The organism is Jejudonia soesokkakensis (assembly GCF_042664795.1).
Classification (GTDB): Bacteria; Bacteroidota; Bacteroidia; order Flavobacteriales; family Flavobacteriaceae; genus Jejudonia; species Jejudonia soesokkakensis.
Genome location: NZ_JBHTBN010000006.1, coordinates 133,963 through 157,581 on the forward strand (window position 1 = coordinate 133,963; position 23,619 = coordinate 157,581).

25 protein-coding genes are annotated in these 23,619 nt (G+C 35.5%); 9 read left to right on the plus strand and 16 right to left on the minus strand.

The features are described 5' to 3' along the window. Positions 1-6 precede the first annotated feature (6 nt). Together pyrF and ACFQO1_RS11820 are read left to right on the plus strand one after the other, a co-directional pair. A complete protein-coding gene (gene pyrF / locus ACFQO1_RS11815; protein ID WP_380218342.1) occupies positions 7-828 on the plus strand; it encodes an orotidine-5'-phosphate decarboxylase in 822 nt (273 codons plus the stop codon). 6 nt (positions 829-834) lie between these two features. Further along, a complete protein-coding gene (locus ACFQO1_RS11820; protein WP_380218343.1) occupies positions 835-1,614 on the plus strand; it encodes an ABC transporter substrate-binding protein in 780 nt (259 codons plus the stop codon). Position 1,615: 1 nt separating this feature from the next. Here the strand turns inward: ACFQO1_RS11820 and ACFQO1_RS11825 are convergent, their stop codons facing one another. The 3 genes from ACFQO1_RS11825 to ACFQO1_RS11835 form a co-directional block, all read right to left on the minus strand. Continuing rightward, positions 1,616-1,798, minus strand: coding sequence for a Lacal_2735 family protein (locus ACFQO1_RS11825; RefSeq protein WP_380218344.1), 183 nt, complete (start codon positions 1,796-1,798; stop codon positions 1,616-1,618). A gap of 112 nt (positions 1,799-1,910) precedes the next feature. Further along, positions 1,911-2,621: a DUF4197 domain-containing protein gene (locus ACFQO1_RS11830; protein ID WP_380218345.1), complete on the minus strand. Its 711-nt coding sequence runs from the start codon at positions 2,619-2,621 to the stop codon at positions 1,911-1,913. Between the two features lie 78 nt (positions 2,622-2,699). Beyond that, the gene (locus ACFQO1_RS11835) at positions 2,700-3,614 is read right to left on the minus strand and encodes a T9SS type A sorting domain-containing protein (protein ID WP_380218346.1); all 915 of its coding nucleotides are present in this window, start codon (positions 3,612-3,614) and stop codon (positions 2,700-2,702) included. 167 nt (positions 3,615-3,781) lie between these two features. Between ACFQO1_RS11835 and ACFQO1_RS11840 the strand changes: the two genes are divergently transcribed. Both ACFQO1_RS11840 and ACFQO1_RS11845 read left to right on the plus strand, forming a co-directional pair. Next, positions 3,782-7,201: a methylmalonyl-CoA mutase family protein gene (locus ACFQO1_RS11840; protein ID WP_380218347.1), complete on the plus strand. Its 3,420-nt coding sequence runs from the start codon at positions 3,782-3,784 to the stop codon at positions 7,199-7,201. A gap of 270 nt (positions 7,202-7,471) precedes the next feature. After that, positions 7,472-8,044 (plus strand): pyridoxine/pyridoxamine 5'-phosphate oxidase, encoded by a 573-nt coding sequence (locus ACFQO1_RS11845; RefSeq protein ID WP_380218348.1) that lies wholly within the window; start codon positions 7,472-7,474, stop codon positions 8,042-8,044. Between the two features lie 82 nt (positions 8,045-8,126). Here ACFQO1_RS11845 and ACFQO1_RS11850 read toward each other — a convergent pair whose 3' ends face one another. Beyond that, the gene (locus tag ACFQO1_RS11850) at positions 8,127-8,522 is read right to left on the minus strand and encodes a hypothetical protein (RefSeq protein WP_380218349.1); all 396 of its coding nucleotides are present in this window, start codon (positions 8,520-8,522) and stop codon (positions 8,127-8,129) included. 129 nt (positions 8,523-8,651) lie between these two features. Between ACFQO1_RS11850 and ACFQO1_RS11855 the strand changes: the two genes are divergently transcribed. After that, positions 8,652-9,095: an Lrp/AsnC family transcriptional regulator gene (locus ACFQO1_RS11855; protein WP_380218350.1), complete on the plus strand. Its 444-nt coding sequence runs from the start codon at positions 8,652-8,654 to the stop codon at positions 9,093-9,095. Positions 9,096-9,203: 108 nt separating this feature from the next. After that, positions 9,204-9,422 carry a hypothetical protein gene (locus tag ACFQO1_RS11860; RefSeq protein WP_380218351.1) on the plus strand — a complete coding sequence of 73 codons (219 nt, stop codon included), beginning with the start codon at positions 9,204-9,206 and terminating at the stop codon, positions 9,420-9,422. On the opposite strand, the gene ACFQO1_RS11865 is transcribed toward ACFQO1_RS11860, so the two are convergent. Both ACFQO1_RS11865 and ACFQO1_RS11870 read right to left on the minus strand, forming a co-directional pair. Further along, positions 9,419-10,180, minus strand: coding sequence for a DJ-1/PfpI family protein (locus ACFQO1_RS11865; RefSeq protein WP_380218352.1), 762 nt, complete (start codon positions 10,178-10,180; stop codon positions 9,419-9,421). The two genes, ACFQO1_RS11860 and ACFQO1_RS11865, sit on opposite strands and share 4 nt — an antisense overlap. Before the next feature lie 9 nt (positions 10,181-10,189). After that, complete coding sequence (locus ACFQO1_RS11870; RefSeq protein WP_380218353.1) at positions 10,190-11,413, minus strand: MDR family MFS transporter; 1,224 nt, start codon at positions 11,411-11,413, stop codon at positions 10,190-10,192. 209 nt (positions 11,414-11,622) lie between these two features. Between ACFQO1_RS11870 and ACFQO1_RS11875 the strand changes: the two genes are divergently transcribed. Beyond that, positions 11,623-12,231, plus strand: coding sequence for a DUF1684 domain-containing protein (locus tag ACFQO1_RS11875; RefSeq protein ID WP_380218354.1), 609 nt, complete (start codon positions 11,623-11,625; stop codon positions 12,229-12,231). Here ACFQO1_RS11875 and crcB read toward each other — a convergent pair. Together crcB and ACFQO1_RS11885 are read right to left on the minus strand one after the other, a co-directional pair. Continuing rightward, entirely contained in the window at positions 12,228-12,599 is a 372-nt protein-coding gene (crcB, locus tag ACFQO1_RS11880) for a fluoride efflux transporter CrcB (protein WP_380218355.1), read from the minus strand. The genes ACFQO1_RS11875 and crcB overlap by 4 nt on opposite strands. Continuing rightward, positions 12,596-13,663 carry an SRPBCC family protein gene (locus ACFQO1_RS11885; protein WP_380218356.1) on the minus strand — a complete coding sequence of 356 codons (1,068 nt, stop codon included), beginning with the start codon at positions 13,661-13,663 and terminating at the stop codon, positions 12,596-12,598. The genes crcB and ACFQO1_RS11885 overlap by 4 nt, the downstream gene beginning before the upstream one ends. 145 nt (positions 13,664-13,808) lie before the next feature. Here ACFQO1_RS11885 and ACFQO1_RS11890 point away from each other — a divergent pair, with 145 nt between their 5' ends. Beyond that, positions 13,809-15,821: a dipeptidyl-peptidase 3 family protein gene (locus ACFQO1_RS11890; protein ID WP_417448712.1), complete on the plus strand. Its 2,013-nt coding sequence runs from the start codon at positions 13,809-13,811 to the stop codon at positions 15,819-15,821. A 175-nt stretch (positions 15,822-15,996) separates the two neighbouring features. Here ACFQO1_RS11890 and ACFQO1_RS11895 read toward each other — a convergent pair whose 3' ends face one another. The 8 genes from ACFQO1_RS11895 to ACFQO1_RS11930 form a co-directional block, all read right to left on the minus strand. Beyond that, the gene (locus ACFQO1_RS11895; protein ID WP_380218358.1) at positions 15,997-17,772 is read right to left on the minus strand and encodes a sel1 repeat family protein; all 1,776 of its coding nucleotides are present in this window, start codon (positions 17,770-17,772) and stop codon (positions 15,997-15,999) included. A gap of 104 nt (positions 17,773-17,876) precedes the next feature. After that, on the minus strand, positions 17,877-18,494 hold the full coding sequence (locus ACFQO1_RS11900; protein WP_380218359.1) for a hypothetical protein: 618 nt from the start codon (positions 18,492-18,494) through the stop codon (positions 17,877-17,879). 21 nt (positions 18,495-18,515) lie between these two features. Then, on the minus strand, positions 18,516-19,205 hold the full coding sequence (locus ACFQO1_RS11905; protein ID WP_380218360.1) for a hypothetical protein: 690 nt from the start codon (positions 19,203-19,205) through the stop codon (positions 18,516-18,518). Between the two features lie 76 nt (positions 19,206-19,281). Next, the gene (locus ACFQO1_RS11910) at positions 19,282-19,674 is read right to left on the minus strand and encodes a response regulator transcription factor (RefSeq protein WP_380218361.1); all 393 of its coding nucleotides are present in this window, start codon (positions 19,672-19,674) and stop codon (positions 19,282-19,284) included. Between the two features lie 81 nt (positions 19,675-19,755). After that, entirely contained in the window at positions 19,756-20,382 is a 627-nt protein-coding gene (locus tag ACFQO1_RS11915; RefSeq protein WP_380218363.1) for a response regulator, read from the minus strand. After that, positions 20,379-22,235, minus strand: coding sequence for a sensor histidine kinase (locus ACFQO1_RS11920; protein ID WP_380218364.1), 1,857 nt, complete (start codon positions 22,233-22,235; stop codon positions 20,379-20,381). The genes ACFQO1_RS11915 and ACFQO1_RS11920 overlap by 4 nt, the downstream gene beginning before the upstream one ends. A 1-nt stretch (position 22,236) precedes the next feature. Then, positions 22,237-22,848: a hypothetical protein gene (locus tag ACFQO1_RS11925; protein ID WP_380218365.1), complete on the minus strand. Its 612-nt coding sequence runs from the start codon at positions 22,846-22,848 to the stop codon at positions 22,237-22,239. Between the two features lie 153 nt (positions 22,849-23,001). Next, positions 23,002-23,190: a hypothetical protein gene (locus ACFQO1_RS11930; RefSeq protein ID WP_380218366.1), complete on the minus strand. Its 189-nt coding sequence runs from the start codon at positions 23,188-23,190 to the stop codon at positions 23,002-23,004. Positions 23,191-23,225: 35 nt separating this feature from the next. Between ACFQO1_RS11930 and ACFQO1_RS11935 the strand changes: the two genes are divergently transcribed. Beyond that, positions 23,226-23,618 (plus strand): pyrophosphohydrolase domain-containing protein, encoded by a 393-nt coding sequence (locus ACFQO1_RS11935; RefSeq protein WP_380218367.1) that lies wholly within the window; start codon positions 23,226-23,228, stop codon positions 23,616-23,618. The last annotated feature ends 1 nt before the right edge of the window (position 23,619 follow it).

The following is a 23,619-nucleotide window of genomic DNA, read 5'->3' on the forward strand; positions in this document are numbered from 1 at the left end:
TGAAAAATGAAAACGGAAGATTTAGTAGCTCAGATAAAAAGAAAGAACTCATTTTTGTGTATCGGACTCGATGTCGATCTGGAAAAACTTCCAAAACATCTTTTGACTACTGAAGATCCTATCTTCTCATTTAACAAAGCGATTATTGATGCTACACAGCATTTAGCAGTAGCCTATAAGCCTAATACTGCCTTTTATGAAGCGTACGGTTTAAAGGGATGGCAATCATTAGATAAAACGATTAGGTATCTCAATTCTCAATATCCTGAAATTTTTACCATAGCCGATGCAAAGCGTGGTGATATTGGAAATACTTCCCAAATGTATGCGAAAGCGTTCTTTGAGGATATGGGTTTCGATTCGGTTACTGTGGCTCCGTATATGGGAAAAGATTCGGTAGAGCCATTTTTAACTTTTAAAGATAAGCACACTATACTATTGGCTTTGACTTCGAATGAAGGTGCGTTTGACTTTCAGACACAAAAAGTTGGAGAAAAAGAAGTGTATAAAAAAGTATTAGAAATTTCCAAGAAATGGAAAAATGCCAAAAACCTCATGTATGTAGTTGGCGCGACAAAAGCTGAATACCTTGCTGAAATACGTAGAATTGTACCCGAAAGCTTTTTACTGGTTCCCGGAGTAGGAGCTCAAGGCGGAAATTTACAGCAGGTTTGTCACTTCGGAATGACTAATAATGTAGGTTTGTTAATTAATTCTTCCCGCGGAATTATATATGCTTCCAATCAAGAAAATTTTGCAGAAGCTGCTACTTCCGAAGCCCAAAAATTGCAATCTCAAATGCAGGAAATCCTGAAAGATTTAAAATAGGACGGTATGGAAGTGATAGACCAACTGGGTAGAAAACTTCATTTCGATACAATTCCAAAACGCATAGTGTCTTTAGTACCTTCTCAAACTGAGCTTCTGGTCGATTTAGGACTTGAAGACCGTATAATTGGAATTACAAAATTTTGTGTGCATCCGCTTCATTTACGAAAAACTAAAGCGATAGTTGGAGGAACAAAGCAAGTTCATTTTAATAAAATAGCAGAATTGGAACCGGAAATTATTATCTGTAATAAAGAAGAGAACACAGAAGAAATGGTGATAGAATTACAAAAAATAGCACCAGTATGGGTAAGTGAGATAATAGATATCAAATCTAATAATGAGATGATAACTCAATTAGGACGATTGTTTAGTGTTTCTGAAAAGGCTTCAGAAATTATAAAAAGTATAAATAATGAATTGAAAACCTTTCGACAATTTATTGATACCAAAGCTGTTCGTAAAGTTGCCTATTTAATTTGGAAAAACCCTTATATGGCTGCTGGAAGAAATACGTTTATCGATTTTTTACTGAAACAGAATAAATATGAAAATATCTTTCAGCAAAAAGAATCAAGGTATCCTGAAATACTAATGGACGAATTGAAAGACGCCGAGGTAATTTTGTTATCTTCAGAACCATTTCCGTTTAAAGATAAAAATGTCTTTGAAATAAAAAACACACTTAACAACGATGTAGAAGTGCGTCTTGTAGATGGAGAATATTTTAGTTGGTATGGTTCGCGACTTAAAAATGCATTTTCTTATTTTAAAGAATTACACTGATCTACTTATCGGCTAATTTTAAATTTAAATACTGAATTTCTTCATAAATCTTTTCGGCTTCTTCATGAGCCCGCTCGCTTTCTTCAGGATCTTTTAAAGCCATTTTATAAGATTTACGCATCAACGATGTGTATTTTTTCTTAAGTATTTCAATTCTTGAATTGTTTCTAAACCAGGGACTCATAACATAAATAATTAGGATGTAAAATTAATTATGGTAGTATTTTATTTGTATTAAAAAACGGTTAATTAAATAGGGCGTTCCCTTAATGTAACGTTAAAATAAAGGGATTAAGCTAGTCTTGTAGTGCAAATACGCGGCGTAGTAAATCTGTTGTACGAGCGTTTATTGATGTTCTAATGTTTTTCTCTTCTTTAGCTATCATGGTATAGACACCTTTAAGTGCTTCATTTGTAACATAATCTGTCAAATCTGGATTTACTTTAGTTACAAACGGGATTGCATTATATCTGTTGATGAGGTTTGTCCAAATCTGATCGGCTCCAACTTTAGAAAATGAGCTTTCGATTACGGGATTAAATTTAGCATATAATGCCTGATTGGTTCTGGTTTCTAGATAATTTGTTGCCGCATTATCAGCCCCTATAAGAATATTTTTTGCATCATTAAAGGTAATTCCTTTTACTGCATCAACGAATATGGGTGTTGCTTCTTTAACTGCGTCTTCTGCTGCTCTGTTAAGAGCCTTTATTCCTTCGTCTGCAAGACTGCTTAATCCAATACTTCTAAGTCCTTGATCAACTTTTTGTAACTCTTCTGGAAGTAAAATTTTAACCAGTTCATTGTTGTAAAAACCGTTTTCTTGAGTGAGTTTTGTGACTTGTTTATCAATACCAAAATCTAAAGCTTGTCGTAAACCATTTCCTATAGTTGTTGGGTCCAAGCCAATAGTTCCGTTTGGAAGGGTATTAATTACATTTTGTAATTCTGTGCAAGAAAAAGCAGTTACAATAAAAAAGCAGCATGTTATTTTTTTTAAAAGCATAGGTGTTGATTTTAAATAAAGATAAAAAAAATACCCTTCAATTTCGAAGGGTATTTCTTTTAAGTTATGTTGTAAAACTTACTTGATAACTTTAACCGTTTTAGAAGCTCCGTCGATAGTTACATTTACCATGTAAGCACCAGAAGAAAGCTCGCTCATATCAATTCTTGGAGAAATAGCGTCTGGTTGCGTAGATAAGACAACTTTTCCTAATACGTCATATACTACAACTCTTTCTACAGTATTTGTAGTTTGAATGTTTAATACATTTCTCACTGGGTTTGGATATACACTGAAGTTGTCAGAAGAAAAATCATCTACACCGGCAACTGGAGTTGGTTGAAATCTTGCGTCATCGATATAATATCTGTTAGATTCTGCACCAGTTTCAAGAGAATAAAAATTAATTGCTCCTAGGGTATCACCTGTATAAGAGGTGTTATCAACTAATACTGATCCGTCTTTAGACATAGTTAATGTGCCATTATCCAAATCAATTACAAATGAAATCAAGAACCATTCTCCAGGAGTATAAGAACCAACAGCTAATACAGTTCCAGGACCTTGATTTGCTCCAGATGCATCTGCAAATTCAAATTCGCCTTCTGCAGCTCCATCGATATTAAATGAACAGTGATAATTCCACTGGTCTCCTACTGGTACAGTATTTTGAATATTAAAATATCCAGACTTTCCTGCAGGAATATACATGTTAAAATCTAAGTAATAAGTTCCAGAAGTTTGATTTCCAAGATCTAAAACTCCATCAATAACTCCGCCTTCTGCAACAAGTATTGATTTTGTACCAGATAAGGCTTGATCTGAAGAAACTGAAATATCATCTGCTGTTCCTGCATTACCATCCCAACTAACCCATGGAGAAGTGTGAATAGTTCCTAACGGATAGCTTTCGATATCGTCTGTAAAAAATTGTGCATTTGCACTAAAAACCGTAGCAAAAGCTACAGCAGCTAATAAGTAAATTTTTTTCATAATGTTATTTTTTTAAATTATAGTTTAATAAGGGATGCAATATAGTAAATTTTTTGAATAAAAATGAGAGATTTTAAGTTTTTTAACTATTGATAAATTATCATTAATGACTTGGTATTGTTGAGTTTTTCGTAAATTTACATCTTTAAAATCAATTCCTTTTGATAATGCAACAACAAGCTCCTTATATTCCAAAAAACAAAGTACGAATTGTAACAGCAGCCTCCCTATTTGACGGTCATGACGCAGCCATAAATATCATGCGCCGCATCATTCAATCCACCGGTGTTGAAGTTATTCACCTAGGACATGACAGAAGCGTCGAAGAAGTTGTAAACACCGCAATTCAAGAAGATGCGAATGCTATTGCCATGACTTCGTATCAAGGTGGGCATAATGAATACTTTAAATATATGTATGATCTGCTTAAAGAAAAAGGAGCGGGACATATAAAAATCTTTGGCGGGGGTGGCGGTGTGATACTTCCTTCAGAAATCAAAGAATTAATGGATTACGGGATTACCCGTATCTATTCTCCAGACGATGGACGTGAGATGGGACTACAAGGAATGATCAATGATTTGGTTAAAACTTCAGATTATGCGATTGGCGATTCTTTAAATGGTGAGGTAAAGAAATTATCAACTAAAGAGCCAGGTGCTATTGCAAGAGTGATTTCTTCCGCAGAAAACTTTCCGGAAGTCGCAAAAGATGCATTAGCTGAAATACACAAAAAAAATAAGTCCTTAAAAACTCCTGTTCTTGGGATAACAGGAACAGGTGGTGCTGGAAAGTCTTCACTTGTCGACGAATTAGTAAGAAGGTTTCTGCTTGATTTTCCTGAAAAAACAATCGGTCTTATTTCTGTAGATCCTTCTAAACGTAAAACGGGAGGGGCTTTACTGGGTGACCGAATTAGAATGAACGCCATCAACTCTCCTCGTGTTTATATGCGCAGTTTGGCAACTCGACAGTCCAACCTTGCCTTATCAAAATACGTTGCTGAAGCCATCGAAGTAATCAAAGCGGCAGAGTATGATTTGATCATTCTGGAAACATCAGGAATTGGACAAAGTGATACCGAAATTTTGGAACACAGCGATGTTTCTCTCTATGTGATGACGCCTGAATTTGGTGCTGCGACGCAACTGGAAAAAATCGACATGCTTGATTTTGCAGACCTGGTGGCCATCAACAAATTTGATAAAAGAGGCTCACTTGATGCGCTTCGTGATGTAAAAAAGCAATATATGCGCAATCACCAACTTTGGGACACGCCACAGGATGAGTTGCCAATTTTTGGCACCATCGCTTCCCAATTTAATGATCCCGGAATGAATACCCTCTACAAGGCTATTATGGATGAATTGGTATCTAAAACAGATTCAAAGCTAAAGAGTACTTTCGAGATTAGTGATGAAATGAGTGAGAAGATTTTTGTGATTCCGCCTGCCCGAACACGATACCTTTCTGAAATTTCTGAAAACAACCGTGCTTACGATAAAACAGCTTCAGAACAAGCTGAAGTTGCTCAAAAGCTCTACGGAATGTTTAAAACCATAGAGACCATTTCGGGTAAGAAACCAGAATTGGATAAGGCCGGATTAGTTTCTGAAAGTATTACTTCTTCCGAAGAAAACAAAGACCTGTTGAAGCTATTGTTGGCCGAATTTGACAAAGAAAAATTAAATCTGGATCCGTACAACTGGGAGGTAATTATAAGTTGGGATTCAACGGTAAACCGATATAAAAATCCGGTGTATACTTTTAAAGTCCGGGATAAGGAAATAAACATTGAAACGCATACCGAAAGTCTATCGCATAGCCAAATACCAAAAGTAGCCCTGCCAAAATATCAAGCTTGGGGTGATATCTTACAATGGTGTTTGCAGGAAAACGTTCCTGGAGAGTTTCCTTATACCTCTGGATTGTATCCTTTTAAAAGAACGGGAGAAGATCCGGCACGTATGTTTGCGGGTGAGGGAGGACCAGAAAGAACCAACCGTCGTTTTCATTATGTAAGCCACGGCTTACCAGCTAAACGATTGTCAACAGCTTTTGACAGTGTAACACTCTATGGAAATGATCCTGGATTGCGACCCGATATCTACGGAAAGATTGGAAACGCTGGAGTATCTATCTGTTGTCTGGATGACGCCAAGAAATTGTATTCTGGATTTGATCTGAGTCATGCTATGACCTCGGTAAGTATGACCATTAACGGTCCTGCACCCATGTTATTGGGCTTTTTTATGAACGCAGCGATCGATCAAAATTGCGAGAAATACATAAAGGAGAACGGACTCGAAAAAGAGGTCGAAGAAAAAATAAAAGATATTTATAAAGGGAAAACGCGTCCAGAATATAAAGGAGAACTGCCAGAAGGGAATAATGGTCTCGGATTGATGCTCTTGGGTGTGACCGGAGATCAGGTATTGCCTGCCGATGTCTATACAAAGATTAAAACGGAAACTTTGCAGCAGGTAAGAGGCACCGTACAAGCCGATATTTTAAAAGAAGATCAGGCGCAGAATACCTGTATTTTTTCTACGGAATTTGCCCTTCGTCTCATGGGCGATGTACAGGAATATTTTATCAATGAGAAGGTACGCAATTTCTATTCGGTTTCTATAAGCGGTTATCATATTGCCGAAGCGGGTGCTAATCCCATTACACAATTAGCGTTTACGTTGGCTAACGGATTTACCTATGTAGAATATTATTTAAGTAGAGGTATGGACATCAATAAGTTTGGTCCAAACCTTTCGTTTTTCTTTAGTAACGGAATTGATCCAGAATATTCCGTAATTGGTCGTGTGGCTAGAAAGATATGGTCAAAGGCATTAAAGAACAAGTATGGTGCGAATCCAAGAGCACAAATGCTGAAATATCACATTCAGACTTCCGGAAGATCGTTACATGCACAGGAAATTGATTTTAATGATATTAGAACAACCCTTCAAGCACTGTATGCGATTTATGATAACTGTAATAGTTTACATACCAATGCGTATGATGAAGCCATTACAACCCCTACCGAAGAAAGCGTACGAAGAGCGATGGCCATTCAGCTAATTATTAATAAAGAATTAGGATTGTCAAAAAATGAAAACCCAATCCAAGGGAGTTTTATTATTGAAGAGTTAACAGATCTTGTTGAAAATGCAGTTTTGGATGAATTTGATCGCTTGACAGAAAGGGGCGGTGTCCTTGGTGCCATGGAAACAATGTATCAACGTAGTAAGATTCAAGAAGAGAGTTTGTATTACGAAACTCTGAAACATACGGGCGAGTTCCCGATTATTGGAGTGAATACTTTCTTAAGCAGTAAGGGATCACCCACCGTTCAACCCGCAGAGGTTATACGAGCTACCGAAGAGGAAAAACAATATCAGATTGAAGTGGTTCAAAACTTAAATAAGCGTAATGAAGAAAAAGTAGCTGAGCTGTTAAAAGACCTCCAACAGAGATCTATTCAGAATGAAAATATTTTTGAAGCATTAATGGAGGTTTGCAAATATGCATCGCTAGGACAAATCACTAACGCATTGTTTGAAGTAGGAGGGCAGTATCGCCGAAATATGTAAGCAGACACTTGCGCTCGCAAAGGCTAGTGCTTAGTGGTCGCTTATCCCGAACTTGCTTCGGGATCTTATCTCGTAGATCTCTAAAATTACCACTTGCGCTCGCAAAGGCGAGTGCTTAGTGGTCGCTTATCCCGAACTTGCTTCGGGATCTTATCTCGTAGACCTCTAAAATTGACAGTTGCGCTCGCAAAGGCGAGTGCCTAGTGGTCGCTTATCCCGAACTTAATTTCACAATCATCTATCTCTAATGATTTCATTACTTTTATAGATATGAAACAACCTCTCCTGCTTTTTTCAGAATGGTATAAAGAAGAGTTAACAATATCAAGAGTTGAAATTCCTTCGGCAGTTTGTTTATCAACCATGGGAGTGGATCAATTCCCAAACGCAAGGTTTGTTTCTTTTAAGGAGATTAAAGACTCATCTTTTGTTATTACTGGACCCCTACAATCGAGAAAAGGACTTGAAATTGAATACCATAATAAAGTTGCCTTAACATTTTGGTGGACAGAAACAGCAAGACAAGTGAGAATTCAAGGAGTAGCCACAAAACTTTCAGACGAATTTGCCGAAGAATATTTTAAGCAACGAAGTTTGATGTCTCAAGCTGTTTCGTCTCTTTCTAAGCAAGGAAAGGAAGCCGATAGTTTAGAGGAATTAGAAAAGAAAATACAAAAGAAAATTTCAGAAAACACCAAAATTAAAAGACCAGAAGACTGGAGTGGTTTTTCCATTAAACCCACTAGAATGGAATTTATGGAATTTAAGAAGTCACGATTTCACAATAGAAAGCTCTACGAATTAGATAACAATAAATGGCATTTGAAACAATTACAGCCGTAATGGCTTTGGGTTTTCTCAAGAATTAAAATTTTAGATACTAAAATGCAATTTATAGTAATTAGTGGTCTTCTAAATTACTGCCTTATAACGTTAGCATCCAAGTGCGTTGTAGCTTTCTAAACTTTTTAAGTTCATTACGTAGCAAAGCAATAAACTCTCTTCCATTACTATTGGTACGTTCCAGTCGTTCACAATTTTTATAGAGACGGTTGGTAAGTCTGGATACCGATGCAGCATATTTGTACTTTTCTTCAGAGTACAACTGACTTTCAGCTTTTAGAATTTCGGGAGCAAGAGAAACAGACTGTTGTACAATATCACCTGTAAAATAAATGGAGGCATCTTCTTTTCCATTTTTATCTAATCCACAAAGATCTTCCACAAGGTAGTTCGAAATATTTTGGGATAAAGCAAAAATCTCGATTGCCTGCTTATAGATGGCAGACTGCGGAAACTGAGATGGAAAATTTGGTATCATGGTATCTTCGAAATGGGGATTTCGTTTTCATCAAATTTAATCATATGAAATAAAATGATGCTATTGATTTTAAAGTAAAATACTATATTTGCTTTACTATTTAATTATTTTAACTAATGTTTATTTAAAATGCATGTAGATTCCCTTAATTGGAAGATATTGAAATGCTTGCAGCAAAATGCAAGAATGTCCAATTCTGAAATTGGAAGACAGGTAGGAATTAGTTCCCCGGCTGTTTCAGAAAGAATTAAAAAAATGGAAGATGCGGGTCTTATCCATAATTATAAAACAGTTATTTCTCCTTTTGAAGCGGGATATCAACTTAAAGCCATTATTACCTTAAGAGCTTTTATGGGAAAGCTAAAGCCTTTTCTAGAAAAAGTCAAAACTTACGATGAGGTTCTTAATTGTTATCGTATTACAGGAAATGAAAACATTGTCATGGAAGTGGTACTTAAAAATCAAAAGCATCTTGAAAATTTTATAGATCAACTTATCATCTATGGAGAGACAAAAACACAAATCGTATTATCTCACGTAGTCGCAAATAATGAAATCAAACCTTTACGCTAATCTGTTAATATTTTCTTTTAAAAGTTAAACAAACGCCAATTGGGTATTCGTTAATAATTTCACCTTTTATAATAAAGTATATTTGGGTAGAACAATAAATTTACTGCCATGAAAAAATATACGATACACTTCTTATTAGTTACCATTACTACTGCATTATTAGGGTTTACAGGATTAGAATTTACAGGAGATTCTTTTATAAGATTTACGTGCTTATTATCGTTTATCGGTTTAATGGTATCCTGTCTTGACTCTGTATTACTTTCTCGAAAGAAAAGAAAAGCAAACAAAGCAGCTCGTACAGAAAAGATTCGAGTAGAAAATTAATTAGATATAATATTATGGGGAACTTCATTTAGGTTCCAATCTATAACAAGCCCACCCGCAAGGGATTGGGCTACTTTTTTGCCATATAGTAATTCACAAAGATATAATGCAGCCTCAAAACTTTTAGCTCCCCCAGCAGAGGTAATATACTTTCCATCATGTACAAATAAGACATCTTTTCGTATGTCCAAACGGGGAAACATTTTACGCATTGTATCAACATCACTAGGAAAAGTTGTAGAAACAACAGTATCTAGAAGCCCAGCTTTTGCTAATACAAAAGCACCATCACAGTGAGACGTCATAAACAATGCATTTTTATCCACCTTTTTCACAAAATCAATCATTACAGTATCCTCTAGATCTGTATCCAAATGATGCTCTGCGCTTGGAATTACCAAAATATCGATTTTAGGTAATGGATCATTGGTATAGTTATAATCAGGAAGTAGTCGTAGCCCTTCAAAACTTGTTATTGGCTCCTCGGTATTAGCTACTGTAAAAACATTCATAGCTTTTATTCCTTCTCTAAAAATTGTATGCTGAAAGATATCGTAAGGCGCTGTAAGCTCGGTATTATAGACACCATCCATGATTAAAAAAGCAACATTATAGCGTGTGCTATCCAGCTTCGGAAACGTTTTTTGTTTTTCTGAAGATATTTCGGTTGGAGTTGTAATTTTAATATCATTTCTTTCGGAAGCATTTTTACAACCAATCATTCCGAAGAAAATAGCAAGGATACCAAGGTATTTCATGTTCAAAATTTAATAGGTTTCAAATGTAGGCGATTTTTTCAGCAAACGATATAACCAAATTGTCAATACTGAAACAATTACCATTACTCCAAACATAACATACCAGGTGAAATCAAAGCTAAATGCGGCTGTTAAATTCATACCGCCATTATGTCCAAAAACATGTGAGATGGACCAACTTATAGTATACAATCCCATATAACTTCCTTTCCTTCCTTTAGGAGCCATTTCTAACGCTAAGGCACTGGAAAAAGGGGATCCTATCATTTCACCTAAGGTAAGGAGTATCATACCAAAGACCAGAATTCCGCTCCAATCGGTTAGGTTTACTATTAGAAAACTGGCACCTATAAATACACCCCCATAAAACGTTGCCATCGTTTTTGAGATCTTGATCTTTTCGAGCCAGGTTACCAAAGGCATTTCTAATACTACGATCATTGCTCCATTTAGGAACATGAGCCATCCAATAAGATCTTCAGAAAGAAAATGTTGTTTTTCCCAGTATAATGGCATCACACTAAAATATTGAACAAAGGTGATGCTGGTAAGTACCATGATAAGGAAAAAGAGGAGATAGTATTTATTCTTATATGGGGGTACACCCTCTTTTACTACTTTAGGAGTTTCAACATTTGTCGTGACCTTTTTCGGCTTCAGCAAAATGAATAATGCAATAGAGGCAATTATGCATGTGATACCATCTATCCAGAACAGTGAGGTATAACTAATGCTTGCAATGATGATTCCGCCTACCAAAGGACCAATAGAAAAGCCAAGGTTAATTGCTAGACGCAGTAATGCAATGCTTCGGGTTTTATTGCCAGGCTTGCTGTACACATCCATGGCAACAAAAATGGCTGGCCTATAGGCATCTGTAACCAGCATAAGCATGAAGATGGCTACACAAAACCCATAAAGACTATTAATATATTGAAGTAAAATAAAGCCAATTCCGCCCAAAAATAAGCTTAATGTAATTACCTTATAAAATCCGATAATATCAGTTAATTTTCCTCCTAACCATGACCCTGTGAGGGATCCTAAGCCATAACAAGTCATAATCCATCCTACTTGTGGCAGAGAGAGTCCTTGTTCGTTTACTAAATAAAGAGAGAGAAACGGAATGACCATCGCTCCAGCTCTATTGATAAAAGTTACGAGTGATAGAAGCCAAATTTCCCTAGAGAGTCCTTGGAAATTGCGTATGTAATTTCTGTAAAATTTTTTCATGGTCGTTAGGTTGGTATAAAATTAAAACGTCCCGCTTGATGGCGGGACGTTTTAATATTGAAATTTCTTATTTCTTAATAGTCAGAACATGCTTCGCCAGGGTCTCTTTTTGAGACTACGGTTTTTGTTGAAATACATGTATATCTTTTCATCGTAACTAAATTGAATACTCAAATGTAATACATATTTTTACTGCAAAACTTTTTTTTATGAAAAAAATCTTCCTTTTCTTTTTGCTAAGTACCTCATTATTGGGTTTTTCACAAACAGATGTAGAAATTCTTTCAGAAATAAAAGCCTATCATTCTTCAGAGAATGAGAAATTCTCTAACAGTGAAACTACAATTTTAGAACCCAAAGATTTTAAAGAATTTAAAGAACTGGCATTTTACCCAATTGACTTAAAATACCGTGTCGAGGCTACCTTCATTCGAACTCCTGGTGAGAAACCCTTTTTAATGCCAACGACGACAGATCGTTTACCAGAATACGTAAAATATGGAGAAGTACACTTTACGATCGATGGTAAAATGTTGAAATTAAATCTGTATCAGACCACAGCCCCTTCAGAAGATCCTGAATACGCTGATTATTTGTTTCTACCATTTACAGATTTAACTAGCGGGGAAGGATCTTATGGGGGAGGACGTTTTATGGATTGTCACATTCCAGAGGGTAACACCATTATCTTAGATTTTAACAAAAGTTACAATCCGTACTGTGCGTATAGTCCTAGATATTCATGTCCGATTCCGCCGTTAGAAAATCATTTGGAGACAAGAATTGAAGCAGGTGTAAAAGCTTTTAAAGAGCATTAACTAATTTTTATTAGCCAGATACCAAAAAATACAGCAGCAAAACCTAGCACAAGACTCCCTAGTGTATATAAAGCAAAACTTGCCAAATCTCCTGATTTTAAAAAGACATGGTTTTCATACGCAAAAGCAGAGAACGTTGTAAAGCCACCACAAAATCCTGTCGCTAACAATAGCACCGAATTTTGAGAGAAAGTATTGTGTTTTAGGGAAAATCCCATAATAATTCCAATGAGAAAACAACCAATTATGTTGGCTGCAAAAGTACCATATGGAATTCCATTGCTATCGGTATTTAAAAGTCTTCCAATCAAATAGCGGGCACTGCTTCCCAAACCACCTCCAAGAAAAACTAATAAAACCTGTTTCATATTGAATCTTCAGGTTCTTGCGGACTTACAATAGGCATATAAATTTCAGTAATAAAATTTGCCGGATTAGGAACTTCTCCTGGGTCTGTAACATATACTTCAAACATTTTAGCAGTAGGATGCGGAATTAATCCATTTTGAGCTAAGTATTCGTTTGCTTTTGCGTAAGCCTGTTGCAAATTATCGTAATCTCCCTTTAATGTAGTTTTTAAAGTAGTAACGGGTTCCATAAAACCTGTTACTACGGGACTGCCGGGAGGTGTAATTACTCTATCGGTAACCGGAATTCCAGCTGAAAATATAACACTGTTATTTGCGGTATCAATTTGGTTGTACACGGCAAATGGCTTCCCGTTTTGAGCGATGTTATTTGATTGAATATATCCCATGACTTGTCCCATAACTTCTCCCATTTTCACACCAACATCAAGCATAGAAGATGAAGTAGTAGCATACATATAGTACCCTCCTTCGTATTGAGTGATCCCATCAACATGCACTGTAAATTGTTTCATTTGAGAAGTAACTACACTATCAAGTTTTGTTAAACCTGATTGATACATATCTCTAATGCCAGGTTCTAGTTCTTCGTTAGAAAATAGTCCGAAATAAACTTTTTCCATAAAACTTTGTTCACCTTTCATTCCCCAAGTTACCTTAGTTTCACCTTGAGTTGCTGTATCTTCAAATCGCCAGTAGACATCACTTTTACTGTCTCCAAATGGTGTATTAAATTCAATTTTCTGATCGATTTCTTTTCCTGGAATTACTTTTACTATTTCCATAGCGCCATTTCCCATTTCTTCGCTGGTCCAAGAGTATGAGCCACCTTCACCTTCGGTCTTTTCGGCATAGGTAATCTGGATATTAGGGTCTTCAGCCATCCATGGTCCCCAGGTTTGCCAGTTTTTAAAGTCTTTTACATTGTCATAAACCACTTGTGCAGGTGCATCAATTACTTTTGATTCAGCAATATTAAAACTTCCATCCTTTGTGCCAAAGTAGATAGATATGGCTATAATACCAATGAGTAAGAGAAAGAATAGGTACTTTAAAATTTTCATTTTCTGAAGGTTTCTAGTTATGCTGCTAATATACTCAAAAATTTACCTTGTCATTCTTGATGTTTGCTGAAATGTTTTTTTTGGTACATTTGCTTCAAACCTTAAAATTAATAGAATGAAGAACACATTAGTAATAGCTTTGGCTATGTGTAGTGCTTTATTTTTTTCCTGTAAAGAAGAATCTAAAGTAGTAAATGAAACTGAAAAAACCGAAAAGGTCGCTTCAGAAGATTTTGATTATAACGTTACTCAATTTGAAGATATCAGAGTATTACGGTATCAAATTCCTAGTTGGGATAATTTAACTTTAAAAGAACAAAAGCTTGTATATTACTTAACACAGGCAGGACTTGCAGGTCGCGATATCATGTGGGATCAAAACTACAGACACAACTTGACTATTCGTAAGGCTCTTGAAAATGTGTACACAAGTTATGAAGGAGATAAAACTTCAGAGGATTGGAAAAATTTCAAGACGTATATGCACCGTATTTGGTTTGCCAATGGTATACATCATCATTATTCTAATGATAAGATGAAACCTGATTTTTCTCAGGAATATTTAAGAACGCTGCTTTCAGAAACCAATACAACTCTGGAAGGCGAAGCATTTGATGTAATATTTAATGATAAAGACTCGAAAAAAGTAAATCTAGCTAAGGGAGTTGATAATGTTTTGCAATCTGCTGTAAATTTTTATGGACCTACAGTCACTACGGCCGATGTGGAAAGCTTTTATGCAAAGAAGAAATCTCCAAATCCAGAAAAACCATTGTCATTTGGATTAAATTCTCAATTAATAAAAGAGAATGGCGTATTAAAAGAGCGGGTGTATAAATCTGGAGGGCTCTACGGAAGCGCCATCGATGAGATCATAAAATGGTTAGAAAAAGCACAAGGTGTTGCCGAAAATCAAGCACAGGGAGATGCAATTGGACTTCTCATTGACTATTATAAAACTGGGGATTTACAAACCTGGGATGATTATAACGTAGCTTGGACTAAAGCTACAGAAGGAAATATTGACTATATCAATAGTTTTATTGAGGTGTACAACGATCCAGTTGGGTACAGAGGTTCGTATGAAACAATTGTGCAGATTAAAGATTTTGATATGTCTCAAAAAATGGCAGTACTTTCTGAAAATGCACAGTGGTTTGAAGACAATTCACCACTCATGGAAGAACACAAAAAAGACAGTGTTGTAGGAGTTTCTTATAAAGTTGTTAATGTAGCCGGAGAAGCAGGAGATGCTTCCCCGAGTACTCCAATTGGTGTAAACTTACCTAATGCAAACTGGATTAGAGCGGCTGTAGGTAGTAAGTCTGTTTCTCTAGGAAATATTATAAATGCATATAACAACGCAGGAAGTTCTGGTAGATTAAAAGAATTTGTACATGATGATGAAGAGTATGAGTTAGAACAAGAATATGGGCAAGTAGGGGATAAGCTGCATACCGCTTTACACGAAGTAATTGGTCATGCTTCAGGGCAATTAAATCCTGGAGTTGGAGAAACTAAGGAAACACTTAAAAAATATGCTTCTACTCTAGAAGAAGGACGCGCAGATTTAGTAGGTTTATACTATTTATACAATCCGAAATTACAGGAGCTAGGCTTAGTAGATGACTGGAAAAAAGTAGGAATGGCTGCCTTTGATGGGTATATCCGTAACGGGTTAATGACACAGTTAATACGATTAAAATTAGGAGATGATGTTGAGGAAGCTCATATGGTAAACCGTCAATGGGTTTCTGCTTGGGCATATGAAAAGGGTAAAGAATATAATGTGATTGAAAAAGTTACACGTGATGGGAAAACATACTTTAAGATCAATGATTATGAAAAACTACATGAGCTGTTTGGTCAATTACTAAGAGAAACGCAACGCATCAAATCTGAAGGTGACTACGCAGCTGCAGAAGCACTTGTAGAAGGATATGGTGTAAAAGTGGATCAGGAGATCCATGCTGAAGTTTTAGAACGCAACAAGCAATTTACAGCTGCACCTTATAGCGGATTTGTAAATCCTGTAATTTCACCAATAATGAACGAAGATGGTGAAATTGAAAGTTTCGAAATTATTCAGCCAGAAACTTTCGAAGGTCAAATGCTTGACTATGCTAAAAAGTATAGTTTTCTTCCAGCTAAGAATTAAGTAGATAAAATTTTGTTGAACATTAAAAAACCTTTACGAGAAATCGTAAAGGTTTTTTTGTAATAACAAACTTTAGGTACACTTGACTAACTCAAATTTTTGAATATGCATCTAAAACATAGGTAAATGTAGTATCAACTTTTAGTAAAAAACATACCCTTTAGAGGGTATATTCTTACCATTCTCCTAAGCGGGTCAAGTAATTGATAGCATCAACATTGCCTTGTTTGGCAGATAATTTCCACCAGAGAATCGCTTGATCTTTATCTTTTGAGACACCTTTCCCTTTATAATACATCCAGGCAATCTTTTGTTGTGCCTCAGCATTTCCTTTGTCTGCAGCAAGCTTGTACCATTTATAAGCATCTGCATATAGCTCTCTGCTAAACAGTGTATTTGCTTCTGCTATTTGCATCGCAATAGAAACGGTTTTTTCTTCTTTAGGTTTGGGCTGATTTTTAATCCGTTCACGTTCAATTCTCGCCGCTTCAATTTTATCCAGTTCTACTTTTGCTTTACTGCTACCTAATAAATAAGCTTTATTAAACCAGAATTTAGCACTTTCTTCATCTTTTCGAACTCCTCTTCCTTCCAGAAAAAGCATTCCTGCCATCACTTGTGCGTCTATATAATCCTGTTGTGCAGCTCTAATGTAGTATTCTGCTGCCTGATCTATATCTTTAGGAATACCGTTCCCTTTTAAATAAAGCTCTGCGAGTAGGAATTCGGCTTTAGCATATCCTTGTAATGCAGCTTTTTCAAGGTTTGTAAATGCTTCGTTATAATTTAGATCCTCTATGGCACGTGCTGCATCTTCAGTCATAGTTTCAGGATTTCCTTTTCGTTCCTCTTTAATTTTAGCCATTTCACTTTTGGCAATGATATAGTTAATTTCATCTTTTTTGCTCACATCTTCTTCTCTGGATAAAAATTGTTCACCTAACGAAATTGCTTTATCATATTTTTCATCTTTATAATAACTTTCAGAAAGATGTCTTAAAACTCTTGGATTGGTAAAATAAGAAGTGTTTTTAGCATCTGAAGCAACATAAAACTCACTAATTTGTTTGATACGGTTATTGTTATCAAGATTCTCTATCCCAAGAAAATTTACGTACGATTCCATAGCTTTTTCCTTATCATTCAATCCCGTATAGCACATGGCCTGATAATATCTCATATCTTCTGTCCAACCTTTGTAATATTTAGTTCTTGCTAAATCCATCTGCTGGAGTATAGTCTCATAATCATCCTTGCTTAAGCCACCAGAGGATATCGTACTTTTAATATCATCCATCATTAGTTTCGCAATTCTATCTTCGTCTGCTTTCTTAACTTTGATAGTGATCGTTTTATTTGTAACCGAGGACCAACCACGTTTTGCAGCAGCAATTCGATCTGCACGCGCCGGATGACTAGAAGATGCAAACTCTGGTTGAGTAGACAAGGGTGCTAATGTTTCGGCTTCACCCGCTCCGAGAGATGCCAGAGCTCTACCTGCAAAATAATCTGCTTCCAGTTCCACTTCTATAGTGCTTCCTGTATTGTCAAGACTATGCGCATTAAGATGGTGTCCTATTTCATGTGCTAGTACAAACTTTCCTGTCCAGTCATTTGAGGTGTTATCTACTAAGCCTTTAAGCCATTCACCATCGTAAATAATATATCGTACTTTTTTGCCATTTTCAGTAATAATCTTTGCAATAGCATTATCGATGTTAGAACATTCTTTTAGTTTAAACTTGTCTGCATTGACTCCTGCAGTACTAACAATTTGTCTAATAGCGTTGTCAATTTCGACAGGTGTACTGGTGAAACCGAGTGCATTCTGGCAGATTTCGTCAACTTCTACATTCGTTTCTGCACGAACTACGTCTTGGAATTTTTGAGCAATAAGCAGGGGCGATTGGAAAACGGTAAGTAGGAATAAAAGGAGTACTGTTTTTTTCATCTTAAATAATTTTAAATGTGCTTATAAGGTTACTTTAACCCAAAAAATACCACACCTTTTTAAGGCATGATATTCTTTGAAATTTTTCTTTATTAAATTCACTTTTATTGTCTTTCGGCAAGTCCATCTTCGTCATTAAATAAGGCTCCTTGTTGATTGTCTGTATCAATATCTTGTACAAAAATATCCTGATACCCTACAATTCCTTCAAAAGTTACTTTACCTGAAAAAGCGGTTGCGTTTACACTACCATCTCCAGAAGTTGCTCTTACAATTACGGTGAAATCTCCAGAAGCATCTCCAGAAATAAATCCAGACCCTGTTTCCTGAAAACCAACTGTACCATCTGAGTTAAATTGAACAGCCTGGTAGTCTATGGTTAGGTTATCGTTATCCTGATTTGAAAATGAAATCTGAAAAGGATTTAAAACACACCCAATGGTTGAATCTGGATCTGTAGAAGCAGCTCTGCAATACGGATCTGCTCTAAAAATCCCATTTAAATTAAGAGGTGTCGATCCAGAATTTATATCAAGACCTAATGACAGCATAATGTCATAAGTGTCACTTCCTAAAAAGTCTTCTATGTCACCCTGAGAACCCGTAAAAACAAAGCCTAAATCTTGACTAATTTGAAGGAATGAGGTTTCAGATTCGGTTTCGCAAGATGCTAAAAAAGAAGTAGCAACTGCGATTGATAGTATATATATAATTTTTTTCATGATAATTTCAGTTTTTAAATTTTAAAGAAAGTTAAATCGTAGTGATACATTGAGGGTAATAGGAGATTTGTATGTAATCTCTGCAGAATCAACTTCATCTTCTACACCTAATAATTTTTCTTCGTTAAAGACAAAAGGTCTAGAAACGGCATCGGCACCTAAATAAATTGTATTACTTAGCCTCCAGGTAAGGCGTAATCCTCCAGATACGTATAATGAATTTCCTAAATTAAGCCCATCCTGTGCTTCTTCAAAAACTAGGTTTCCTAATCCCACTAAAGGCGAAAGTTCAAAATTTGTAGTTAACCGATCTCCTAAAGCAAAATCATATTTAAATGCAAAATAGGAGTCAATAGCATTTAACTCATCTCCAGAGACGTAGGAGGCATAAGCAATCGCTCCAAACCCTAGACCCGATTTTTCAAAATCGGCATTCACCACAAGTCCAATACCTACACCAAAGACATTTTCATCATTAGCGAACGTACTTGTTGTACCATCTTGTGTAATATTAATTTCGTTAATAAATAAAGGTATCGGCTGAAAGTAAATTCCTATAGAATATTCTTTAAAAGTTTTTACATCATCTTCGGTCAAAAAATCACTGGTCTCATAGGTCTGAATATCTCCAGGAGCAGTAAAGACGTTTTCTTGTGCGGTGGCAACAATGCAACTTAAAAGCAAGGCTGCGAGGGTACATAGTTTTCTCATAATTGTATAATGGTTTTTAGTTAGGGTAAAATTAACATTAGATTAACAGCTGTAAAATACCCAGTAGCGGGTATATTTAGTTTTTTGATTTAGCAATGATTTCTTGGGTTCTTTTATAGGCAACACTCTTTAATCTTCCGCTGCCATTAAGGTTTAGCTTTTTAATAATATTCTTTCTGTGGGTGCCTACAGTACTTTTACTTATGGTTAGCATACCAGCAATATCTTCTGATGTAAAACCGCAGCCTATTAAATTGAAGATCTGACTTTCACGTTGCGTAAGAGATCCAACCTGTTCTTCTTCATCGCTGATTAAGGTGACCAAACAAATAATCTTGTGAATTAATTCTTTCTCATTGGAGATCTCTTTTACACAGGTCAAAAGTTTTACTGTTTCAGTAAGTTCCAAGGGTCGGGATTCCTGTTCTGCCTTTGTAACATATTGTTTAATCTTGTAGTATGGATTCATGCATCCAAAAATATTTCGATGTACCTCAAAAAAAAATACCCAATGGTGGGTATTTTTAGGAATCAATAAGAAACGAGCTTTTTAGAAATCGTATTTTTTCTCAAGGGCATACCGAAGTAATTCACCTTTTCCAGAAATTCCTAGTTTTCGAATCATATTTTTTCGGTGCTTTTCAACGGTAGAAACAGAAGTGAATCGTACGGCTGCAATTTCGCTGGATGTTTTTCCCTGGCCAATCAACGACAATATCTCCCGCTCACTTTTGCTTAGCAATGGTTTTTTTTCTGAAGAGGTACTTTCCGAAGTCAAAAATGAAACATCAATATCACTGTCAAAATAGGTTTCGCCAGTCATCACATGTCTTATAGCATGTAAGACCTCTTCCAACGGAGAGTTTTTTAATAGATATCCTGTGGCCCCAGCTTTGAGCATTTGAGAAATAGCATCCTCTTGATCAAACATACTAAACGCAATGATCTTGGTATGTGGAAACTCCTTTTTGATCAAACGTGTAGCAACAATTCCATCAATTTTAGGCATTTTTATATCCATCAAAATAACTTTGGGCTGTTTTAAACGTACGATGTCTAATAAGGCTTCTCCGTCATTGGCAGTACCAACAATTGAGACGTCCTCTTCATACTTTAGTAATAAATCAATACCATCGACTAGTGCTTGATGGTCTTCGGCTATGGCTACTGTGATCATATTGGAATATCAATTAAAATGTTGGTTCCTTTTCCAAGAGTGGAGTCAACCTCTAGGGTTCCTTCCATGTGCTCAATTCTTTTTTCAATACTTGAAAGTCCCATCCCTTCTTTTTTCTGAATGGCAAGTGGTGTAAAGCCTATTCCGTTGTCTTCTACTATAATATTCAACATGTCATCATGCTGCGTAATAGAAATGGTTACTTCGGAAGCTCTAGCATGTTTAATTATATTTGTAATTAATTCTTGAAGAATACGAAAAACAGTAATTTCTAGATTGTTTTCGATGCGTTCTTCCAGTCCAAAATGAGTTACTTCAATTTGAAGTTTTCCATTTACGGAAGCATTTTTTGCCAGTTTCTCTACCGCAGGAAGTAAGCCGTCTTTTGCTAAAACTCCGCTATTTTTTATATGTGCCATTGCACGAACCTCGTGATAGGCATCGTCTAATAGTTTCCCTGTTTTATGGTACAACTCCTCCAGAGTTGCTGCTTTATCCCTGTTATCACTAAGATGCGTAAATTGTAATCGGGCAGCAGCCAAGGTAGCCCCCACACTATCATGTAAGTCGCCAGCGAGTCGTTGGCGCTCCTTTTCCTGCCCTTCCAACATCGCATCTATGGTCGTAAGTTCCTGTTCCTTGAGAATTTTTTCTGTTTTACTAATTTCGAGCTCCCGTTGTTGCTCTGCAATATATTGTTTACGCTTGGCGTTTTTATACACCAAGAATGCAATGATGGATAACGCAGCAAGGCTGCCACCCAGCCCAAAAGCGATATTCCTATTTTGTTTTTTTGCTGCTTGTTCTATTAAAATTTGTTTTTCTTTTTCTGCGGTTTCATATTTTATGTTTAATTGGACAATTTCTTTACTGTTTTTATTGGTTTCTTGGTCAATTGAATATTTAGTTGCATCAAGCAACTCTGTATATGCTGTTTTATAATTTCCTGTGTCAAAATTATTTTTAGAGGAATAAATATTTAAAAAATATAAGGATCTTAGGCTATCAGCTTTATTGATATAATTTCTTGAAGAATCAAGATGGATCAATGCTAATTCAATGTTCTTTTCTTTTCTTCTAATTTCTGAAAGTCTTATAAAAGCTCTAAACTTTAAATATTTTAAGAACGGCTCATCTTTAACAAGTCTATTTACGCTATGATACATTTCAATAGCTTTTCTAGTTTCTTTTTTAAGTTCAAATTGATAACCTTTACGACCGAAATAGAGAATTTTGAAAACTTCGTTGTTTATACCCTCATAATATATACTATCTATTTTCTTAAATAGATTTTCTGGAAGTTCTTCAATAGAGTTTGCTGTATCATGTATAAAATTAATTCTACTATATTCTATTCTAAAAAGATCTGTTTTATCACTTGGAAGTTTTTCAAGTTTTTGCAAATAAGTTTTATAATTACTTTGCGTTTGCTCTAGTTCAAAATTAAAAACCTCTAATATGGCATACAAGCATATTTTTTGAAGCTCAACATTTTCACTTTTTATGGCATAACTATAAGCTTCATTAAATCTAGTAAACGATTCTGTATTATATAGATTTTCGTAAAGTGCAGCATACCCTACTTTTAAATTAATTAGTGACTTTATGTAATCGGTATAATTAGAATGAATAGTTTCATTAAAATCAAATTTTTCTTGTCCAGCAAAGTATAAAAGTTTTGCAAGTTCAAACTCATGGAGTCCTTCTGGGGTGTTTTTTTCTAATGCAATTTCAATTGCATTTTGATATTCAAAATTCTTTAAGCTTCTAAGGTAAGTGTCTTTCTCTAAGCTATGACCGACCAAACCATAACTTAAAGAAAGCAATAGTGCTATAGTTTTAATTATCTGCAATTTAGAGAATCTTCATAATTGAAGTTGGGCATTGGCCAATAAAACCCTTCAATGTGAAATCAACAGGTTCATCATGCCATTGTCTAGGTTGTGGTAATTTTATTTTTTCTGGATAATCAATAGTTATTGGTCCTTCTCTATAGTTAAACTCTGTATCAAAAATGCCATCTTTTAATGATTCGCTAACATCTGTAGAATCTCCGCTTTGATGCATTTTTTTAAGACGCCGGTCCACCATAAAATAACTGGTCTCTTTATTAAATTTATGGTCGCGATCAATTTTTTTAACTATTAAATTATCTGGTGTTGAATTGTACATAGCTTGGATTTCTAACACAATTACTCCCCCTTCTTCAATACCGGTCTCGTCAGAATCTTTCTTATTACGATAAGCCATAAACTCTGCCTTAGTAATTCCTAAATCAACAATACCTTTATAAACATTTAAGTGAAGATGAACCTCTTCTAAAAAATAACAATTTTCTGTTTCAGATTCTCTTGTTTTTAATTTCGCAAATACTGAAAAAAAAGTGCCGTACAATTGACTGGCATAAATGGCTTGATAGTTAGTATTGTCCTTAAAATTAATGTAGGCTATTTGTGGTATACTCATTTTTGTATGTTTAGTTTATTTATATTCAAAATAAGATGTTTTTCAAGCAAAAAAGCATACCCAGTACAGGGTATATTCCTCTAAAGTAAATTGAAGTTTCTAAAATTACAACTTGCAGTCCACTAATTTTTTATGTATGTAAGGAGATAATTCTTATGCTTTGAGCAGCGTCTTAATGACAAGTAAAGCACCAATAAAAAAGATAAAACCGATTAAAATCCAGGCCGTATCTTTATAGTGTTTTTTATGTAATTTTTTGTCTTTACGGTAGCTTATAACCATTATACCTACAAATACGATAAAGAATAAAACAGCAAATATTAATTGGTTGGTACTAAACATAAATTTGTAGTTTTGAAAGTGTAAAAGTACAACTTATGAAAAATAAAATAGCAGCCGTACACAAGTTTCATACAGCTTTCGGATTAGGAATTAAAAATACTCCAGAAGCTAATCTGGGAATCAAGAAAAATTTATTACGCTATGAACTCATGCGGGAAGAGAATGAAGAGTATCTGGAAGCAGCAAATAATGGAGATCTTGTCGAAGTGGCAGACGCATTGGGAGATATGTTATACATTCTCTGCGGAACAATTATCGAACATGGTATGCAACATAAGATTGAAGAAGTGTTTAATGAAATTCAGCGTAGCAATATGAGTAAATTGGGAGCCGACGGAAAGCCTATCTATCGCGAAGACGGAAAAGTTTTAAAGGGACCGAGTTACTTTAAACCAGATATTCAGGCTATTTTAGACAAACAGGGTTGAC

Bases quoted from the DNA above. Each gene is read 5' to 3' on its own strand.
- pyrF (WP_380218342.1), top strand. From the start codon at position 7: ATGAAAACGGAAGATTTAGTAGCTCAGATAAAAAGAAAGAACTCATTT.
- ACFQO1_RS11820 (WP_380218343.1), top strand. From the start codon at position 835: ATGGAAGTGATAGACCAACTGGGTAGAAAACTTCATTTCGATACAATT.
- ACFQO1_RS11825 (WP_380218344.1), bottom strand. From the start codon at position 1,798: ATGAGTCCCTGGTTTAGAAACAATTCAAGAATTGAAATACTTAAGAAA.
- ACFQO1_RS11830 (WP_380218345.1), bottom strand. From the start codon at position 2,621: ATGCTTTTAAAAAAAATAACATGCTGCTTTTTTATTGTAACTGCTTTT.
- ACFQO1_RS11835 (WP_380218346.1), bottom strand. From the start codon at position 3,614: ATGAAAAAAATTTACTTATTAGCTGCTGTAGCTTTTGCTACGGTTTTT.
- ACFQO1_RS11840 (WP_380218347.1), top strand. From the start codon at position 3,782: ATGCAACAACAAGCTCCTTATATTCCAAAAAACAAAGTACGAATTGTA.
- ACFQO1_RS11845 (WP_380218348.1), top strand. From the start codon at position 7,472: ATGAAACAACCTCTCCTGCTTTTTTCAGAATGGTATAAAGAAGAGTTA.
- ACFQO1_RS11850 (WP_380218349.1), bottom strand. From the start codon at position 8,522: ATGATACCAAATTTTCCATCTCAGTTTCCGCAGTCTGCCATCTATAAG.
- ACFQO1_RS11855 (WP_380218350.1), top strand. From the start codon at position 8,652: ATGCATGTAGATTCCCTTAATTGGAAGATATTGAAATGCTTGCAGCAA.
- ACFQO1_RS11860 (WP_380218351.1), top strand. From the start codon at position 9,204: ATGAAAAAATATACGATACACTTCTTATTAGTTACCATTACTACTGCA.
- ACFQO1_RS11865 (WP_380218352.1), bottom strand. From the start codon at position 10,180: ATGAAATACCTTGGTATCCTTGCTATTTTCTTCGGAATGATTGGTTGT.
- ACFQO1_RS11870 (WP_380218353.1), bottom strand. From the start codon at position 11,413: ATGAAAAAATTTTACAGAAATTACATACGCAATTTCCAAGGACTCTCT.
- ACFQO1_RS11875 (WP_380218354.1), top strand. From the start codon at position 11,623: ATGAAAAAAATCTTCCTTTTCTTTTTGCTAAGTACCTCATTATTGGGT.
- crcB (WP_380218355.1), bottom strand. From the start codon at position 12,599: ATGAAACAGGTTTTATTAGTTTTTCTTGGAGGTGGTTTGGGAAGCAGT.
- ACFQO1_RS11885 (WP_380218356.1), bottom strand. From the start codon at position 13,663: ATGAAAATTTTAAAGTACCTATTCTTTCTCTTACTCATTGGTATTATA.
- ACFQO1_RS11890 (WP_417448712.1), top strand. From the start codon at position 13,809: ATGTGTAGTGCTTTATTTTTTTCCTGTAAAGAAGAATCTAAAGTAGTA.
- ACFQO1_RS11895 (WP_380218358.1), bottom strand. From the start codon at position 17,772: ATGAAAAAAACAGTACTCCTTTTATTCCTACTTACCGTTTTCCAATCG.
- ACFQO1_RS11900 (WP_380218359.1), bottom strand. From the start codon at position 18,494: ATGAAAAAAATTATATATATACTATCAATCGCAGTTGCTACTTCTTTT.
- ACFQO1_RS11905 (WP_380218360.1), bottom strand. From the start codon at position 19,205: ATGAGAAAACTATGTACCCTCGCAGCCTTGCTTTTAAGTTGCATTGTT.
- ACFQO1_RS11910 (WP_380218361.1), bottom strand. From the start codon at position 19,674: ATGAATCCATACTACAAGATTAAACAATATGTTACAAAGGCAGAACAG.
- ACFQO1_RS11915 (WP_380218363.1), bottom strand. From the start codon at position 20,382: ATGATCACAGTAGCCATAGCCGAAGACCATCAAGCACTAGTCGATGGT.
- ACFQO1_RS11925 (WP_380218365.1), bottom strand. From the start codon at position 22,848: ATGAGTATACCACAAATAGCCTACATTAATTTTAAGGACAATACTAAC.
- ACFQO1_RS11930 (WP_380218366.1), bottom strand. From the start codon at position 23,190: ATGTTTAGTACCAACCAATTAATATTTGCTGTTTTATTCTTTATCGTA.
- ACFQO1_RS11935 (WP_380218367.1), top strand. From the start codon at position 23,226: ATGAAAAATAAAATAGCAGCCGTACACAAGTTTCATACAGCTTTCGGA.